The sequence below is a fragment of the Halomonas sp. TD01 genome, from assembly GCF_923868895.1.
Classification (GTDB): domain Bacteria; phylum Pseudomonadota; class Gammaproteobacteria; order Pseudomonadales; family Halomonadaceae; genus Vreelandella.
The window spans coordinates 693864-709578 of sequence record NZ_OV350343.1; the positions used below are offsets into that span (position 1 = coordinate 693864).

Here is a 15715-nt window from a genome sequence, read left to right on the forward strand (position 1 = left end):
AATTACGATTTTGTCCCCGTTATGACAGGTAGTGTGCCTGTCGACATTATTGGAGGTAGGCATGAGCCTTGAGTTATTTAACCAGTTGGAACAGAAAATCACCGACACCGTTGAGGCGTTGGAATTGATGAAGCTTGAAAATGAAGAACTGCGTGGCGAAAACGCTCTGCTAAAACAGGAGCGTGAGGAGTGGGAGCGTCGATTACAGGGCGTGCTCAGAAAATTTGAAGACATCGAAAGCGATAGCGTGTCTTAAAGCAAGCGCGACATCAGTAGCGCATCTTCTCGCCCGGCCGCACCCTGTGCAGCCGGGTAATAACCTCGGCGCCGACCATCTTCATTAAACTCGTAGTGTTGATAGAGCCTTATCGCACGCTGGTTACTTGCCCGCACTTCGAGCAGTAGGCGCTCGCTTTGCCACTGCCTAGCACAGGCGACCACTTCGCCAATCAGCTTGCCACCGATTCCCTGACCCTGCTGTTGAGGGAGCACTCCAATCGCTTGAAGCTCTGCCTCAAATGGCAAACGAACCACGATGGCATAGCCAAGTAATATATCGCCAACGGACACATGGCCAACCGGTGCTGGTGGTTGCCAGTAACCAATCACCTGTGAATTAGGGTCGTCTAGCGCATCGTGGAGATGCTGCGAGCTTATGCCACTGTTAGCTTGTGCTTCTAAGGCCTGTAACTCAGCGCTGTTAGCAACGCTTAATGGGCTTATCACTGTGTGGTGACCTCAGCACGCCACAGCTCTCGAAGCGACACCAGCGCAGGCCAAAGCTTACGTTTGGCACTCGCATGCTCGGCAAGTGTTTTCAAAGCCGGTCCTTGCCACACGGGCAGCGACAGCGTTTGGCTCTGTTGCTGGCTAACCGCCATGACCCGCACCAAGGGAGAATCGTCGGGTAGTTCGTCAGCGCCCCACCACAACAGACGCTCCAACTGCCATCCTTGTCTGCCAGCCGCACCCGCGATAAAGGCGGCTACCCCTTCTTGCGCCTCTTCCAACGGCTCTTCCGGCATAAACGTGTTCGCCATTGGCGGCCATTTAAAGTACGTCACCGCAGGCATCTCGCCGCTCAACATGCCTGCCCCCCGAAGTATATTAGCCAGCAGTTGCTGTTCAGTAGGCGTTATTTCACCCTCATGAAGGCTTAACCATCGTCCTCCAATACAAACGCAGGAGAGACTGAATGTTAGCGGTTCGGCTTTGCTAACAGCCTGTTTTTCCGGCGTAGCGTTTTCCTGCGTAGAAATTTCCAGTGTAGAAGCAATGGGCACTTCGACTGGCGTGCTATCAGCAGCCGGTGGCTGTCCAAGCAGCGCACGCACTGCAGCGGGGGCCGAAGAGGATGCCCCACCATCCACATTAGCCGGCTGGCTACGCAGGCGCGGTGCAGGCACGTCGTCCAACAGCGCGTGAAGACGCTCTCGCGGCGGGGTGGCAGCAGGCGCATCTTCCCATTCGCACGCCTCGGTGAGTCGCGCATTAGGCAGTTGATATCGGGATGTCCAGGCAGTTATACCCATTGCATCCAAATACTGCCTGCGAATAACGTCTGGCGTCACTGGCCGCCGCCACGACAGTTAGGCGAATTAGGGCGTTCGCCGCCACGTGCCTGCCACTCTTTTGGAGTGTAAAGATGCAATGCTAATGCATGCACGGGGCCAGACAACTCATCGGCAAGCAACGCGTAAATCTGCTGGTGTCGCTTCACTGGCATCATGCCATCAAAGCTATCGCTTACCAGGGTGACTTTAAAGTGTGTCTCAGCGTTAGCCGGCACGTTATGCATGTGGCTTTCATTTTCTACGTGCAGCACGTCGGGCGTTAACGCCGCTAACTTCTGCTCAATCTGTGTCTGCATCGCCATGAGTGCTTTCTCCTTCAATCAGCATCCGATCTATTGTACGCCCTTACTTGCTAACAGACGATGCCCGCCGCTCAATGAGAGCACGCTGGGCCAGCGCCACCCGGGAAAGGCTTGCTACCAGCGCTAGCAGCGTAGTGCCCGCTCCCAGCCATAAAGTTACCTGGACGGGTGAACCCAGCGCCAAGGCTGCACCCACCAAGGCCACCCCAAACGATTGCCCAACGGTACGGGTGGTGCTCATCACACCAGATACGTTGGCGCTTCGCTCAGGTGGAAGACTCCCCATCATTTCACGATTGTTAGGTGGCTGAAACAGACCAAACCCGATGCCACACAACGCCGTGCGCCACAGGCTGCCTGCCACGCCAGTGGATTCATCCACGAGCGCTAGCGCCACTAACCCCATAATCAGCAGCACCAAGCCTACGCTTGAAAGTAGGCTGGGATTAATCCGATCAGCCAAACGACCTGCCAGCGGACCAACCACCATAATCGCTAACGGCCATGGGGTGAACAGCCATGCCGTTTCAAGCGGCGAGAACCCCATCTGCTCCTGATAAAAAAACGATAGCGCGACAAACGTTAGCCCCTGGCCGATAAAGGCCAGACCAGACGCTGAAACAGCCAGCGTAAAGCGTTTTTCAGCAAATATACTCAGCGGTAACAGCGGATAAGGCGCGTGGCGCTGGCGTTGAATAAACAGCGTACAGGCCAGCACAGCTACCACCGCCCAGCCACCGCTTTGCCACAGTGGTGCGGCGTGGCCGACTGCGTCCATGGCGAGAAAAAAACTGGCGAGCATCAACATAGACAGAAGCGCACCCAGCACATCAAAGCTACCCTGACGTGGCTTATCTCTAGGCAGCGCACGACTGGCAAGCCACAACGAACAAACACCAAGTGGAACATTGAGCGCGAATAGCCAGGGCCAGTCGGCAAACGAGAGGATAACACCACTCAGCGTGGGGCCTGCCGCGTAGCCACCGGCTACCACTAATGCGCTCAGCCCCAAAGCGCTACCCAATAAGCGTGACGGAAAAATCGCCCGATACAGCGACGGGCCGATAGACAGCGTGGCCGCCGCTCCCAAACCTTGTAAAGCGCGAAACACCAGCAATGTTTCTAAGTTACGCGATAGGGCCGCTCCCAATGCCGCCACTACGAAGGTAGCCAGGCCGATTAAATAGAGCCGTCTTCGGGTCACCAACTCGCTGATGCCTGCAAACACGAGCAGAAAAGCCGCACAGACCACCTGGAACACATTGGTGATCCATACTGCTCTAGAGGCGGATATATTCAGGTCTGCGGCAATCGTCGGGAGGGCCAAATTAATCATGGTGGTGTCGACTACCGCCATCAGCGTGCCGGTGACGAGTGCCATTACGGCTAGCGTACGCGCAGGCCCAGGCAAACCGTCGTCACCCGCCCGAGTTTCAAACAATCGCATGGTGGTTCGTTCCTAAACTGCACCATTAAAAACAATAAAACCGGCCTGAGCCGGTTCCACAATACGCTTACATCAAGACGGCAATACGCTAGTCTTGCTCGTTGTCGAGCAGAAGTGCGTCGTCAACTTCAGAAATTTCAAGTGCGGTTTCGTCGTCAAGATCAATTGCAAGGTAGCTATGCTCAATGCGTAAAAAGTCTTGAAATAGTGACCAGTCAAGCTTTTCTGGCCATTGGCGCTCATCCTCTTCCCAGGCACGCAACTCGGTCTCTAGGATTTCTGCGTAACGCTCATGAACAAACGTTTCAAGCGCTTCGGGGGTATCCATCTCTGGGATAAGGTACACCGTACTTTCACGTTCGACGTCGTCCAGGGTCAGGTCGTCGTCTCCCATGGTGGGTTCGAGCGCATTGATCCAGTCCACGAAGGTCTGGGTCGGCCTGACGCTCAGGGCAGAGCGATTTAGCAGTTTCATGGGATTCTCCTCGCCGTCGAAACGTTGACCATTATGGGTGCTAAAGGATTAGTTTGCCATCGATGCAGGCGCAATATCGATTCATTCGGTAAAATGCGGAAGAATTTATAGTTAACGACACACCGTTACTCATCGGCAGGGCTGTTACAGTCTTAAGCCGAATAGACTATTAGGATACGCTCAATGAATACACAGACACGACTTGAAGCGATTAAACGCAGCGTGGAACAGAACGAGCTTAACTGGCCTAACGCTGACATCACCCTCGACCAGGACAACGATTCATTGGTGTTTACGCTCAAGGACTACGGCGACTTACCTGTTACCCTGACGTATTCCGACGAAGAATGGCTGGTGATGACTGAAGTGGCTCCTACCAGCGCAGTTGAGGATATCAACTCGTTCAACGATGCTTTGTTACGCTTGGGCATGGCTCTTCCGCTGGTCAGCGTTGGCATCCACACCCTGGTTGACGAAGATTACTATGTGGTCTACGGCCAGTTGTTTGCAGATTGCAAACTCGAAGCCATCAGCGCAGAAGTTGAAGCCTGCGCTCAGGCCGCACTGGAAATTGCCGATTTAATCGACTGACCTAATCGACTCACTAGTTAAGGAGTTACCCAATGTTACTACGCAAAATATTTACCGCCCTGCGCGGCAAAGCCACTGAAACCGGCGAAGCGATTGTCGATAGTCAGGGGATTCGTATTATGGAACAGGAATTGCGTGACGCCAAAACAGCAATGAACCGGGCTAATGAAGAGCTCACTACCATTATGGCTAGGCGCAACCTTGCCGCCAAGGAAGTAGATACGCTGTCGGATAAAATGGCCGAGTATGAAAAAAGCGCCATGGCAGCGCTTGAGAAAGGCGAGCAGAGCCTAGCTGAAGAAGTTGCGGGAGAAATTGCCCGTCTGGAAAGCGAGCGAGAAATCGCTCAGGCCAATGTCACCCAGTACGATGGCACCATCGAAGCGCTGAAGTCGACCATCGCTAAATCTAAAGGTGAAATCCGCCGCGTTGAGCAGCAGATGTCCCACGTCAAAGCCACTGAAGCCGCGCAAAAAGCACAGGCTGCCGTTGCCTCTCAACACGCTGGCCAAAATGCCAGCATGAACAGCGCTGTTGCCTCCCTTGAGCGCATTAAAGAGCGCCAAGCTCTGCAAGCTGAAAAGCTCAAGATCGGTGAATCAATGCAAGCGCAGGATTCCGGTGCCGACTTGGAAGCACGCCTTTCCCAGGCAGGTATCGGCAAGCAGCAAACCTCGGGAAGCGATGTACTGGCTCGCCTAAAGGCGAAACAAAATGCCGGCAACTGAGTGCCAGCGTTAACACTACCGACTGAACGCAAGGAAGACTGACGCCATGCCAGTGCTACAACAGCTACTGAAAGTTTTGAAAGCCTCTACAATTAACGTCAGTTGGACGTTTCTGTTGATGCTAGCGCTGGCTCATATGACAACCTCGTGGCTGCTCATGGGGCTCACCGGCGAAGAGGTCACGGGTTCACTGTCGCTGTGGCTGTATTTTTACGTCGTTACGGCGTCCACCGTGGGCTACGGAGACTTCTCACCGGCCTCTACCGCGGGGCAACTGATCGCTGTGTTTTATCTGATCCCGGGCGGCATTTCGCTGTTTGCTGCCCTGATCGGTAAAGCAACCGTCACGGTGGGCAATTTTTGGAGGCAGCAAATGCAAGGAAAAGGCGATTACAGCGACCTTACTGGTCACACGGTGGTGCTGGGCTGGCACGGAGAAACCACTGAAAAGATCATTGATATTCTCAAAGCTGATCGGCAGCTCCCCGATGAAATCGTGCTGTGTGTCACAAAAGATATTAACAACCCACGTCCGGGTGATTTAAAGTTCGTCAAGGGTGATAGCTTCGCCAATATGGAGCTCCTCAAGCGCGCAGGCGTTGAAAACGCTAGCCGTATTATTATCTATGACGGCAGCGATGAACGCGTGGCTACCGTAGCGCTTTCCGCTTATAGCCTGAAATCCCCTGGCTGCCACATCGTTGCCCACTGCGAAAACCCCAATACCGCAGCTATGTTGCGCCGAACATTGCCGGGCATCGAATGCACAGAGGCCATGGCACTGGAAATGTTGGTGCGCTCAGCCACCGATGCAGGCATTAGCCGCGTCGTTAATGAGCTGCTCGCGGTGAATCATGGCGCCACTCAGTACCAAACGCAGCTGCAAGATATTCCTAAAGGCAGCACATTTGGCCAACTATTTAATCAGGCCAAGGAAGCTCATAATGCCACTCTGCTGGGCGTTACTTCCGGCAGCGACGAGGCGAACATGCTCAACCCGCCCTCCACCCGTGAGCTGAGTGATGGCGATGTGCTGTATTACATGGCCTATGAGCGTCTGACGTCGGCACATTTTTCATCACTGCTGGCATGACACCCATCCGTTTCGTGGAGGTCCATCACCATGCTTGGTTCACTTAAATCATTATTCCGTTCCAACAGTAAAAGCGTGCAGCAAAAGCATGCCAGCGAAACCGCCCAGCGCTCTAACGGCCTGCCGGCGGGCATGACCCCAGATGACTTTAATGGCCTGCGGCTTGGCGGTATGGTGTCGCTCAATATGCTGTCGCTGAAAGCGTTTGATAGCCTGAATTTTGATGCTAGTTGGAGCGGCGCGGCGCAAGAGATAGCCGCGGTCGGCGTCGTCGAACTCGGCCAGGGCGAACAGCTCGCGCGCTTTTATCTGGAGAATGACACCTGGATTCAAGCCTCTATTGCCAACGGCAAGGTGTTTGAATACAAACTGTTCGACTTCCTGTCGTCACAACATGTTTCTAATCTTGAATTTGATGGCCTGATCAATCAACCGGATAGCCACACCCCGGCCCACCCACTTGGTAAGAGCAGCTTTACGCTGGAAGCTAGCGATGACATTCAAGATGATCTTAAACGCTATCAGCGCGTATGGGGCGCTGAAAACAGCGAATGGTCAGCCCCCGTTGTGCTTGAGGAAACGGTGACTCGCGCCGATGGCAGCGGAATTTCCCAAGTCACGCATCACTGCATGCTCTATGAACGTCATGATCAAGCCTCAGAGCGTTTTGAATATATCCTGCTCAGTGCTGAAGCCGATGAATTGGAAGGCAGCTACCAGCTAGTCACCAGCCTGGGCATCGATATCAGCGCAGTAATAATCGAAGCGCATTGATGGCTACCTGCCAGACGCTCTGACCAACATTCATCACTTACGATTCACCACTTACGATTGACGACTAAAAAGGAAACGATAATGGGCAATATCGGTATGTACTTGGCAGGCCTGCCAGCGTTTTTCGCCTACCTGATCACCGCCGCCATACTGCTGGTAGCGTTCATGGTCGCGTACAGCAAGATTACCCCGCATCATGAATGGAAGCTGATCCAGGAAGGCAACGCCGCTGCAGCAACCGCCTTTGGCGGCGCCACCCTAGGCTTTACCATACCGCTCTACAGCGCTATGGCGAACAGCGTGAGTTTCATTGATTTTATCGCCTGGGGCATCATTGCCTTTATCGTGCAGATTGTTACCTTCTTTGCCATCAAGCTGGTACTGAAAAGCAAAGGGCAGAGCCTTTCCGGACATATTACCGACGGCCACGTGGCATATGGCATTTTCGCGGCAACCATCGCTATCGCGGTTGGCCTGCTCAACGCAGCGTCCATGATCTGGTAAAGGGAGACATCCATGCAATCATCTAACCAGCCACCGCGCCGCAAGCGCAGTTCTCGGCTGACCCTGGCCTTGATGGGCGCGGCCGGCACAGCCGCGTTAGCCGGCTGCGGGCAGTCATCCCCGCCGCAAGACACTCTATCGGATGTCAACTTCTCCGAACCCAAGGCCTACCAGAACATAGACGAGTGCGTAGCGGACGAGCTTTACACGCGCACCGCCTGTGAAGCAGCGTTTACAGCAGCCGTTGAAGCCGTTCCACGCTTTGACTCTTTGGAAGCTTGCGAACAGGTACATGGCGAAGGCGCCTGTGAGCCACCGCCTCAATCGGCTCAGCAGGGTCAGGGTGGCAGCTGGTTTGGCCCTGCGCTGATGGGCTATATGGTTGGCAATATGATGGCGAACCGTAATGGCGCGCGGGTACAAAGCCTGTACCAAGAACCGGTCTACCGTACCCGCCAGAATCGCGGCGACTGGAACGCTGCATCGTCTTCCGCCTCGTCACGGGTAGATCAACGTAATCAGGCCTTCCGCTCATCGGTTATGCAGTCCAACCAACGGGCGACTCAACGCTCTGGATTCGGTTCGCGCTCCAGCGCACGGGGTGGGTTTGGCTCCTAAGCTAACCTCCGTTCGCTTAACCTCTTCCGACGCATTCATCTGCGCCAGCAAGGAGCCGCTTTATGTTGCGCGTTGCTATCACTGAACGCCCACAATGGCGCGAACTGGCGCACCAGCTAGGGTTTCACTTTCATACCATTGAAGGGGAGCCCTACTGGACCGAGGATGCCTATTACCAGTTCACGTTGGCACAGATAGAACAGGACATTGAAGCCCCCACCGAGGCGCTACACGAGATGTGTATGGATGCCGTTGATAGGGTCTGCCAGTCCGATGCATTGCTGCATCAGTTGAATATTCCCGAGAGGATGTGGAGCGTCATTCGTGAATCTTGGCGCAATGGCCAGCCCCACCTCTATGGGCGCATGGATTTTGCCTATAGCGGTAGTGGGCCTGCCAAACTGCTAGAGCTTAACTACGATACGCCCACCAGCATTTACGAAGCTGGCTTTTTTCAGTGGCTGTGGCTTGAGCAGGTGATCGAACAGCGTCTGCTCCCTGCCCACGCCGATCAATACAATTCGATTCAAGAACGCATGATTGCTGCCCTCGCTCACATCGGGCAGCGCCTTGAACGCGACGCCTCAGCCCCACCGGCACTGCACTTCGCCTCCATCAAAGCTCATGAAGAAGACCGCGCTACGGTGGCTTACTTGCAGGACTGTGCCATACAGGCAGGGCTTAATGCCCCTTTTATCCATATCGAAGATATCGGCTATCAACCTAACACCGACCACGGCTGTTTCGTTGATCTGGAAAACCGGCCCATCCGTGCATTGTTCAAGCTCTACCCGTGGGAAGAAATGAGCGATGACGTTTTCGGTGAGCTGCTGCCTATGATGCAAACTCACTGGTTCGAGCCTCCGTGGAAAACCATCCTCAGCAATAAGGGCATCCTGCCGCTGCTCTGGCAGTGGAACGAAGGCCACCCTAACCTGCTACCAGCGTATTTTGACACCAGTGATGGCACATCGCTTTCACCCGGCTGGGTGCGCAAACCATTTTTCTCTCGGGAAGGAAGCAATATTGAGCTAATCACCACGGGCGGCCAGTACGAAGCCGTTGATGGCCCCTATACCGACAACCCGCGTATTTTGCAGGCCTACCACCCTTTGCCGCGCTTTGGCGAACGGCATGCCCTGATCGGCAGTTGGGTAGTCGGTGACAGGGCGTGCGGCATTGGTATTCGCGAAGACATCGGTCGAATTACCAAGGATTCCAGCTGTTTTGTGCCGCACGCCATTGTCTAAGGTGTTTCAGTAGTCGAGAAATGTTACTCGCTGGCTTCGGGGCGCATCGCTGGGAACAGCAGTACGTCCCGAATAGAAGGACTATCGGTAAATAACATCACCAAACGGTCAATACCAATTCCTTCACCTGCCGTTGGCGGTAAGCCATACTCCAACGCGCGCACGTAGTCAGCGTCAAAATACATCGCTTCCAGGTCACCGGCATCTTTCTCGGCTGCCTGCTCGCGGAAGCGTTCAGCCTGATCCTCGGCGTCATTAAGCTCCGAGAAGCCATTGGCAATTTCTCGGCCACCGACAAAGAACTCAAAACGGTCGGTAACAAACGGGTTAGCATCGTTACGACGCGCCAGCGGGCTTACTTCTGCTGGGTATTCGGTGATGAACGTCGGTTGATCCAGCTTGTGCTCGGCCACTTCTTCGAAGATCTCGGTCTGAACTTTGCCCAGTCCCCAGCTTGGCTTCACCTTGATACCCAACTTTTCTGCGACTGCTTGTGCGGCTTCCAACGTATCCAGATCCGCATCGGTGATGCCGTCGCCATGATCAAGAATCGCTTGGCGTAACGTCAGGCGATGGAAAGGTTGGCCGAAGTCGTAACTGGCCCCCTGATATACGATAGTGGTGGTGCCCAACACTTCTTGCGCCGCTGTGCGCAGCATGGCCTCCGTCATATCGAGTAGGTCGCGATAATCCGCGTAGGCCCAATAGAATTCGACCATGGTGAACTCAGGGTTATGCCGCGTGGACAGCCCTTCGTTACGGAAATTACGATTAATTTCAAATACTTTCTCAAAACCACCCACCACTAGGCGCTTGAGGTAAAGCTCCGGCGCAATACGCAGATACATATCAATATCCAGCGCATTATGGTGGGTAATAAACGGCCGCGCCGCTGCCCCGCCGGGAATCGGCTGCAGCATCGGCGTTTCAACTTCCATAAAGCCGCGGGCTTCAAAGAATCGACGCATGGAGCTAATCACCGCCGCGCGGGTTTCAAACACCTTACGCGACTGCGGGTTCATGATCAGATCCACGTAGCGCTGACGATAACGCGCTTCCTGGTCAGTCAGGCCGTGGAACTTATCTGGCAGCGGACGCAAACTTTTGGTGAGTAGCTGCGCCTCTACCATCATTACGTACAGATCGCCTTTACCCGACTTATGCACGGGACCACGAGCAGCGACGATATCACCGATATCCCACCCTTTGATGTCCTCAAGCACGTCAGCGGGCAGGCCTTTTTTATCCACATAGAGCTGGATTTGGCCAGCCACATCCTGAATCACGATAAAGGGGCCACGCTTACGCATGACGCGACCTGCCACCGACGCTTGATGATCAAGCGTCTCAAGCTCCGCTTTATCTTTTTCGCCTAGCAGGTTGTGTAGCTCAACCGTGAGGCTGTCACGGCGAAAATCGTTCGGGAAAGCACTCTTACCCTGCTCAGCGGCGCGCTCACGGCGGGCCGCGAGCTTGGCACGGCGCTCAGCGATTAGGTGGTTTTCGTTATCGAGAGAAGACGCGTCTTGGTTAGCCATCGGGCACCCTGTTCATGTTCAAACGCTAAAAAAATTACAAACCCTGCTTTAGGCTGGCGACGATAAACTGATCTAAATCGCCGTCGAGCACTTTGTCGCAGTTGCTAGACTGAACGCCGGTGCGCAGGTCTTTGATGCGTTGATCGTCCAGTACATACGAGCGAATTTGGCTACCCCAGCCGATATCGGCTTTAGAGTCTTCCGCTTCCTGCTTGGCCGCATTGCGCTTTTGCATTTCGTGTTCCCACAGCTTCGCTTTCAACTGCTTCATGGCGAAGTCGCGGTTGGCGTGCTGGCTGCGTTGGTTCTGACACGCCACCACAATGCCGCTAGGCTCGTGGGTAATCCGCACCGCTGAGTCGGTGGTGTTAACGTGCTGGCCACCCGCACCGCTAGAGCGGTAGGTATCTACCCGCAAGTCAGAGGGGTTAATGTCAACCTCAAAGCTGTCATCAATTTCCGGCGATAGAAATACCGATGCAAACGAGGTGTGACGACGACCACCGGAGTCAAACGGGCTTTTACGCACTAAACGATGAACACCGGTTTCGGTGCGCAACCAGCCAAAGGCGTAGTCGCCTTGAATGTGTAGCGATGCCGATTTGATACCGGCCACCTCGCCTGCAGAAATTTCGATAATCTCTGCTTTGAAACCATGGCTCTCTGCCCAGCGTAAGTACATACGCAGCAGGATATTCGCCCAGTCTTGAGCTTCGGTTCCGCCCGACCCCGACTGGATATCCAGATAGGCGTTATTCTCGTCCATTTCACCGGAAAACATGCGGCGAAACTCAAGTTTTTCCAGTGCCGCCTGCAGACCATCGAGCTCTTTGCGCACTTCATCGACGGTGCCTTCGTCATCTTCCATTTCCGCAAGCTCAAGCAGGTCGCGGCTGTCAGCCAAGCCCTGATCAAGCTCGTCGATGGTGGCCACAATGGCTTCAAGCGATGCCCGCTCCTTACCCAGCTTCTGGGCATAGTCTGGATCGTTCCAGACATTAGGGTCTTCAAGCTCGCGGGATACTTCTTCTAGCCGATCTTTGCGTTCGGCATAGTCAAAGATACCCCCTAAGAACATCTGTCCGCTCAGACAGGTCCTTGATCTGGTTATGTATCGGATTAGTTTCCAACATGGACGTCTCGGCTAACTTTGCGGTGGAAAAGTCGCACAGTGTAGCGAAATTGGCCGCTAACAGCCATCAACAACGGCGCTATCGAAACCCCGCATAGCTGCATGCGTAATTTCTGATGGACGCTCACTTTCCCCCGATGCTAGTACTTAATTAGGAGGCTCTCACCTAAGCAATACTTGTGAGTCGCAAATAACAACATGAAAACAATAATGGAGTCATTTACATGCAAAGTTCCCGCACTCTCGCCATCCCGATGGCACTGGCGTTGACCGTTGGCCTTACAGCCCCTCTCCAGGCGGATACACTCCGCATAGCCATCATGGGCGAGCCCGCCTCTCTGGATCCACATAAAATTAGTGGCACTTGGGAAAATGACGTTGTGGGCGATCTTTTTGAAGGACTTGTGACTGAAGCGGCCGACGGCACACGCATTCCCGGTGTTGCAGAGTCGTGGGAAATCTCCGATGACGGCACGGTGTACACCTTCACACTGAGAGATGACGCTAAGTGGTCTGACGGTAAACCAGTCACCGCTAATGACTTTGTTTTCGCCTTTCAGCGTATTTTAACGCCGGCCACCGCAGCTGATTATGCTTATCTGCTTTACCCAATTAAAAACGCCGCTGACGTCTATGGCGGTGAGGCCGATGTCAGCACACTGGGGGTAAAGGCCTTAGACACCAAGACCCTACAGGTAACCCTTGAGCGCTCAACGCCTTACTTTTTAGATCAACTTTCCCACTACACCGCCTACCCGGTCCCCCAGCACACGGTGGAAACTTACGGCAACGAGTGGTCTCGACACGGAAATCTGGTATCCAACGGCGCCTTTAAGCTGCAGGAGTGGCAGGCTCAAACGCGCATAACGACAGCTCGCAACCCCCACTTCCACGACGCTGACAACGTAGCGCTGGACGAAGTTGTCTATTTTCCTATAGAAGAGCGCAACACGGCGCTAAACCGTTTTCGGGCGGGTGAGATCCATATTGCCCGCGACTTCCCAACCCATCAGTATGGTTGGCTGATGGACAATCTCCCTGAGGCTGTTCAGGTCGCCCCCTATCTCGGCATTTATTACTACGCGTTTAATGCCCGTGATGGCCATGCAACGGCTGACCCACGTGTCCGAGAAGCCCTCAGTCTAGCGGTTCGCCGCGACGTCATTACCGATCAAATTCTGGGCACCGGCGAGCAACCTGCTTACAGCTTCGTTCCACCAAGCGTGAACCACTATTCAGCACCGACTGCTAGCTTTACCGAGCTTTCCCAGGATGAGCGTCTACAGCGCGCACATGAACTGCTTCAAGAGGCAGGCTACGGCCCCGATAACCCGTTAGAACTCATGCTGCGCTATAACACCAGCGAAGATCACCGCAAAGTGGCCATCGCCATTGCTGCCATGTGGCAACCACTCGGTGTGGAGGTAGATCTTTTCAACGCAGAGGTGGCAGTTCATTACGCTGACATCCGTCAGGGTGACTTTGACGTCGCTCGGGCAGGCTGGATCGGCGACTATAACGACGCCCAAAACTTTTTGAGCTTATTGGAAAGCGATGTATCGAATAACTACGGCGCTTACAGCTCGCCCGAATTTGATACCTTGATGAATGAAGCCGCCAATACCCAGGACATGGATGCTCGCGCTGAGCTGATGGCCGAAGCGGAGGCTATTGCGCTAGAGGACAGTGCAACGCTGCCCATCTACTACTACGTATCGCGCAACCTGGTCAGCCCTGACCTAGTCGGCTGGGAAAGCACTATTGAAGATATCCATCGCTCGCGCTGGATTCACTTCGACCACTAATTCCCTTCTAACCGGCGCTTTATTTATCACGACTTAATGCCGTTACTTCCTCGGGCTGCGTGCCCGAGGAGCGAGGCCCAATCATGCTCAGCTATACTCTAAAACGCATACTTCAGGCGATTCCGACGCTGTGGATCGTGATCACCCTCTCTTTCTTTTTAATGCATCTAGCTCCAGGTGGCCCCTTCGATGGTGAACGTCAGCTACCACCGGAAATAGAAGCCAACCTGATGGCCTCATATGGCTTGGACAAACCTGTCTGGGAGCAGTATTTCACCTACATGGGAAACCTACTGCATGGAGACCTTGGCCCCTCATTTAAATACAAGGATTTCTCGGTCACCGAACTGGTCGCCCAAGGGTTTCCTGTTAGCCTTGAGCTAGGCCTATGGGCGATTGGCCTGGCGCTCCTAATAGGCATTCCTTTGGGAGTTATCGCAGCGCTCAAACGCAACTCATCCGTTGACTATATGGTGATGGGCACAGCACTGGCCGGCGTCGCCATACCTAACTTTGTCATTGCTCCCATGCTGGCGCTGGTGTTTGGCGTATTTCTAGCCTGGTTACCGGTCGGTGGCTGGAATGACGGTCACTGGAAAAATCTGGTTCTTCCCGTTGTGGCGCTCTCAATTCAGCAGATTGCTTACATCGCACGGATGATGCGCGCCAGCATGATCGAAGTGCTTGGCAGCCATTTCATCCGTACGGCCCGTGCCAAGGGGCTTAGTGAGAGTGAGGTGATCTTTCATCACGCCCTGCGTCCGGCAATGCTGCCTGTTATCTCCTACTTAGGCCCTGCCATTGCCGGCATTATTACTGGCTCAGTGGTGATTGAGCAGATCTTCGGCATACCAGGGATTGGACGCTATTTCGTTCAAGCCGCGCTCAATCGCGACTACACATTGGTGATGGGAACCGTCGTTTTTTATGGCAGCTTAATTGTATTTTTTAACTTAATCGTCGATTTACTCTACTCGGCTCTGGACCCGCAGATTCGCTATGATAATGAATAATGCAACGCTAACTCCTCCAGCTGTCGGCAACAGCCTAGCGCGTGATGCCTGGCGACGGCTTCGCCAAAACAGTGCTGCGACAACGAGTCTTGTACTCCTCGTAGCAATTTCCTTAGTTTGCCTACTAGGCCCCTTGCTAACGCCCTGGGCACTTGATGAAGTGGATTGGAGCGCCTTTTTGGCGCCGCCAAACTTTGAAAGCGGCCACTACGCAGGCACTGACTCCAATGGCCGTGACCTACTCACTCGCGTCTTCTACGGAGGGCAAATCTCACTCTCCGTCGCTATCGTCGCCACCTTGGTATCCCTGGTTATCGGCGTTCTCTACGGAGCGGTTGCCGGTTACTTCGGTGGCCGCGTTGACAACCTAATGATGCGGTTTGTCGACATCATGTACTCACTGCCATTTATGTTTATGGTGATCCTGCTGATGGTGGTTTTTGGGCGTAACATCCTGCTGATCTACGCGGCCATCGGCGCCGTTGAGTGGCTCGACATGTCGCGCATAGTGCGCGGACAAGTACTCGCTTTGAAGCGTCGCGAGTTCGTCGAAGCAGCACACGCGCTAGGCGTAAGCAGCTTTAAGATAGTCACACGCCACCTCATTCCCAATGCCATTGGGCCTGTCATCATCTATGTCACCCTCACCGTACCCAAGGTCATTTTGCTGGAAAGTTTTCTTTCTTTTCTGGGGCTAGGTGTTCAAGAACCGTTGACCAGTTGGGGAGTACTGATTAGCGAAGGCAAAGACATGATGGAAACGGCCCCATGGATGCTCATTGTGCCCTCTGCGTTTCTCGCTATCACACTGTTGTGCTTAAACTTTTTAGGGGACGGTCTGCGTGACGCCCTAGACCCCAAGACGCGTTAG

General features: G+C 54.1%; 18 protein-coding genes. 11 read left to right on the forward strand and 7 right to left on the reverse strand.

Going from position 1 to position 15715, the window contains the following annotated elements; all coding sequences use genetic code 11:
• The first annotated feature begins 61 nt into the window (after positions 1–61).
• Positions 62–256 carry a cell division protein ZapB gene (gene zapB / locus L1X57_RS03230; RefSeq protein WP_009724114.1) on the forward strand — a complete coding sequence of 65 codons (195 nt, stop codon included), beginning with the start codon at positions 62–64 and terminating at the stop codon, positions 254–256.
• Here zapB and L1X57_RS03235 read toward each other — a convergent pair.
• The 5 genes from L1X57_RS03235 to L1X57_RS03255 all read right to left on the reverse strand — a co-directional run bounded on the left by L1X57_RS03235 (position 253) and on the right by L1X57_RS03255 (position 3798).
• On the reverse strand, positions 253–726 hold the full coding sequence (locus L1X57_RS03235; RefSeq protein ID WP_009724113.1) for a GNAT family N-acetyltransferase: 474 nt from the start codon (positions 724–726) through the stop codon (positions 253–255). The two genes, zapB and L1X57_RS03235, sit on opposite strands and share 4 nt — an antisense overlap.
• Complete coding sequence (locus L1X57_RS03240; protein ID WP_009724112.1) at positions 723–1571, reverse strand: hypothetical protein; 849 nt, start codon at positions 1569–1571, stop codon at positions 723–725. Before L1X57_RS03240 ends, L1X57_RS03235 begins: the two co-directional genes overlap by 4 nt.
• On the reverse strand, positions 1568–1876 hold the full coding sequence (locus L1X57_RS03245) for a BolA family protein (RefSeq protein WP_009724111.1): 309 nt from the start codon (positions 1874–1876) through the stop codon (positions 1568–1570). Before L1X57_RS03245 ends, L1X57_RS03240 begins: the two co-directional genes overlap by 4 nt.
• A 43-nt stretch (positions 1877–1919) precedes the next feature.
• Complete coding sequence (locus L1X57_RS03250) at positions 1920–3323, reverse strand: MFS transporter (RefSeq protein WP_009724110.1); 1404 nt, start codon at positions 3321–3323, stop codon at positions 1920–1922.
• An 88-nt stretch (positions 3324–3411) separates the two neighbouring features.
• Positions 3412–3798, reverse strand: a complete 387-nt coding sequence (locus L1X57_RS03255; protein ID WP_009724109.1) for a hypothetical protein — start codon at positions 3796–3798, stop codon at positions 3412–3414.
• A 183-nt stretch (positions 3799–3981) separates the two neighbouring features.
• Here L1X57_RS03255 and L1X57_RS03260 point away from each other — a divergent pair, with 183 nt between their 5' ends.
• From L1X57_RS03260 to L1X57_RS03290, 7 genes are all read left to right on the forward strand, one after another.
• A complete protein-coding gene (locus tag L1X57_RS03260; protein ID WP_009724108.1) occupies positions 3982–4389 on the forward strand; it encodes a DUF2170 family protein in 408 nt (135 codons plus the stop codon).
• A gap of 32 nt (positions 4390–4421) precedes the next feature.
• Entirely contained in the window at positions 4422–5117 is a 696-nt protein-coding gene (locus L1X57_RS03265) for a PspA/IM30 family protein (RefSeq protein ID WP_009724107.1), read from the forward strand.
• A gap of 46 nt (positions 5118–5163) precedes the next feature.
• Positions 5164–6210, forward strand: a complete 1047-nt coding sequence (locus L1X57_RS03270) for an ion channel (protein WP_009724106.1) — start codon at positions 5164–5166, stop codon at positions 6208–6210.
• A gap of 30 nt (positions 6211–6240) precedes the next feature.
• Positions 6241–6984 carry a DUF2491 family protein gene (locus L1X57_RS03275; RefSeq protein ID WP_009724105.1) on the forward strand — a complete coding sequence of 248 codons (744 nt, stop codon included), beginning with the start codon at positions 6241–6243 and terminating at the stop codon, positions 6982–6984.
• A gap of 81 nt (positions 6985–7065) precedes the next feature.
• Positions 7066–7488: a DUF350 domain-containing protein gene (locus L1X57_RS03280; RefSeq protein WP_009724104.1), complete on the forward strand. Its 423-nt coding sequence runs from the start codon at positions 7066–7068 to the stop codon at positions 7486–7488.
• Positions 7489–7500: 12 nt separating this feature from the next.
• The gene (locus tag L1X57_RS03285) at positions 7501–8106 is read left to right on the forward strand and encodes a DUF1190 domain-containing protein (protein ID WP_009724103.1); all 606 of its coding nucleotides are present in this window, start codon (positions 7501–7503) and stop codon (positions 8104–8106) included.
• 62 nt (positions 8107–8168) lie between these two features.
• Positions 8169–9356 (forward strand): glutathionylspermidine synthase family protein, encoded by a 1188-nt coding sequence (locus L1X57_RS03290; RefSeq protein ID WP_009724102.1) that lies wholly within the window; start codon positions 8169–8171, stop codon positions 9354–9356.
• Between the two features lie 23 nt (positions 9357–9379).
• On the opposite strand, the gene lysS is transcribed toward L1X57_RS03290, so the two are convergent.
• Together lysS and prfB are read right to left on the reverse strand one after the other, a co-directional pair.
• The gene (lysS, locus tag L1X57_RS03295; RefSeq protein ID WP_009724101.1) at positions 9380–10894 is read right to left on the reverse strand and encodes a lysine--tRNA ligase; all 1515 of its coding nucleotides are present in this window, start codon (positions 10892–10894) and stop codon (positions 9380–9382) included.
• A 34-nt stretch (positions 10895–10928) separates the two neighbouring features.
• A protein-coding gene (prfB, locus tag L1X57_RS03300) for a peptide chain release factor 2 (RefSeq protein ID WP_143759768.1) occupies positions 10929–12027 on the reverse strand; the annotation gives its coding sequence in 2 pieces (ribosomal slippage) (positions 10929–11951 and positions 11953–12027; 1098 coding nt in all).
• 223 nt (positions 12028–12250) lie between these two features.
• Between prfB and L1X57_RS03305 the strand changes: the two genes are divergently transcribed.
• The 3 genes from L1X57_RS03305 to L1X57_RS03315 all read left to right on the forward strand — a co-directional run bounded on the left by L1X57_RS03305 (position 12251) and on the right by L1X57_RS03315 (position 15715).
• Positions 12251–13831, forward strand: coding sequence for a peptide ABC transporter substrate-binding protein (locus L1X57_RS03305; protein WP_009724099.1), 1581 nt, complete (start codon positions 12251–12253; stop codon positions 13829–13831).
• Positions 13832–13914: 83 nt separating this feature from the next.
• Complete coding sequence (oppB, locus tag L1X57_RS03310; protein WP_009724098.1) at positions 13915–14844, forward strand: oligopeptide ABC transporter permease OppB; 930 nt, start codon at positions 13915–13917, stop codon at positions 14842–14844.
• Positions 14837–15715, forward strand: coding sequence for an ABC transporter permease subunit (locus tag L1X57_RS03315; RefSeq protein ID WP_009724097.1), 879 nt, complete (start codon positions 14837–14839; stop codon positions 15713–15715). Before oppB ends, L1X57_RS03315 begins: the two co-directional genes overlap by 8 nt.

Coding starts and splice junctions, on each gene's coding strand:
- L1X57_RS03280 (WP_009724104.1), top strand. CDS start 7,066: ATGGGCAATATCGGTATGTACTTGGCAGGCCTGCCAGCGTTTTTCGCC.
- lysS (WP_009724101.1), bottom strand. CDS start 10,894: ATGGCTAACCAAGACGCGTCTTCTCTCGATAACGAAAACCACCTAATC.
- L1X57_RS03290 (WP_009724102.1), top strand. CDS start 8,169: ATGTTGCGCGTTGCTATCACTGAACGCCCACAATGGCGCGAACTGGCG.
- L1X57_RS03265 (WP_009724107.1), top strand. CDS start 4,422: ATGTTACTACGCAAAATATTTACCGCCCTGCGCGGCAAAGCCACTGAA.
- L1X57_RS03245 (WP_009724111.1), bottom strand. CDS start 1,876: ATGGCGATGCAGACACAGATTGAGCAGAAGTTAGCGGCGTTAACGCCC.
- L1X57_RS03255 (WP_009724109.1), bottom strand. CDS start 3,798: ATGAAACTGCTAAATCGCTCTGCCCTGAGCGTCAGGCCGACCCAGACC.
- L1X57_RS03260 (WP_009724108.1), top strand. CDS start 3,982: ATGAATACACAGACACGACTTGAAGCGATTAAACGCAGCGTGGAACAG.
- zapB (WP_009724114.1), top strand. CDS start 62: ATGAGCCTTGAGTTATTTAACCAGTTGGAACAGAAAATCACCGACACC.
- L1X57_RS03275 (WP_009724105.1), top strand. CDS start 6,241: ATGCTTGGTTCACTTAAATCATTATTCCGTTCCAACAGTAAAAGCGTG.
- L1X57_RS03250 (WP_009724110.1), bottom strand. CDS start 3,323: ATGCGATTGTTTGAAACTCGGGCGGGTGACGACGGTTTGCCTGGGCCT.
- oppB (WP_009724098.1), top strand. CDS start 13,915: ATGCTCAGCTATACTCTAAAACGCATACTTCAGGCGATTCCGACGCTG.
- L1X57_RS03270 (WP_009724106.1), top strand. CDS start 5,164: ATGCCAGTGCTACAACAGCTACTGAAAGTTTTGAAAGCCTCTACAATT.
- L1X57_RS03285 (WP_009724103.1), top strand. CDS start 7,501: ATGCAATCATCTAACCAGCCACCGCGCCGCAAGCGCAGTTCTCGGCTG.
- L1X57_RS03315 (WP_009724097.1), top strand. CDS start 14,837: ATGAATAATGCAACGCTAACTCCTCCAGCTGTCGGCAACAGCCTAGCG.
- L1X57_RS03305 (WP_009724099.1), top strand. CDS start 12,251: ATGCAAAGTTCCCGCACTCTCGCCATCCCGATGGCACTGGCGTTGACC.